We start from the raw sequence: 615 nt of genomic DNA on the forward strand, positions 1-615 counted from the left end.
CATTGCTGTGATTTTGGCGTGCGTGGTTGATGTCGGGATGATAGAGCGCATCTTATTGATTGGTGTCATGGTATTAGTTCTTATTGTCGAACTGATTAACTCCGCGATAGAAGCGGTGGTGGATCGCATTGGTGTTGAACGCCATGAATTAAGTGGTCGCGCTAAAGATATAGGATCGGCAGCCGTTATGGTTGCGTTAGCGTTCGCAGCTTTTACTTGGCTATACATCTTGGCCAGTCGCTACCTAGGCTAGAGGTTACAACATGATTCAGCAGTATCGAGATAGCAACCAAGTCATTTGGTTTGATGAGGAGCTTATTGAAGATCCTAGTCAGCCTATTTTTGATGCCGAGTATTGGCAATCCACCAACAAAGTAACTGGCAGTGCGTCAGGGCGTGGCACGACTTGGTTTGTTCAGCTTGATACGATGCAAGCCGCTCTGCGTCATTATCGACGTGGTGGCTTGTTTGGTAAGTTAGTTAAAGACAATTATTGGTTTTCAGGTTGGGAGCAAACGCGTTGTGCGCAAGAGTTCCAACTATTACTTACACTGATTAATGCTGGCGTTCATGTGCCAAGGCCAATTGCTGCGAGAGCTGTCAACTCTGGATTGA

2 protein-coding genes are annotated in these 615 nt (G+C 46.3%); both read left to right on the forward strand.

Translation table 11 applies throughout. The features are described from left to right. Window positions 1–253 (forward strand): diacylglycerol kinase (locus R7Z77_RS26650; RefSeq protein WP_318137209.1); only part of this gene is annotated, 253 nt, incomplete at its 5' end. Window positions 254–263: 10 nt separating this feature from the next. Continuing rightward, window positions 264–615: 3-deoxy-D-manno-octulosonic acid kinase (locus R7Z77_RS26655; RefSeq protein ID WP_318137210.1), on the forward strand; the 352-nt coding region annotated here is incomplete at its 3' end.

It is taken from the genome of Vibrio sp. 1401 (assembly GCF_033340295.1).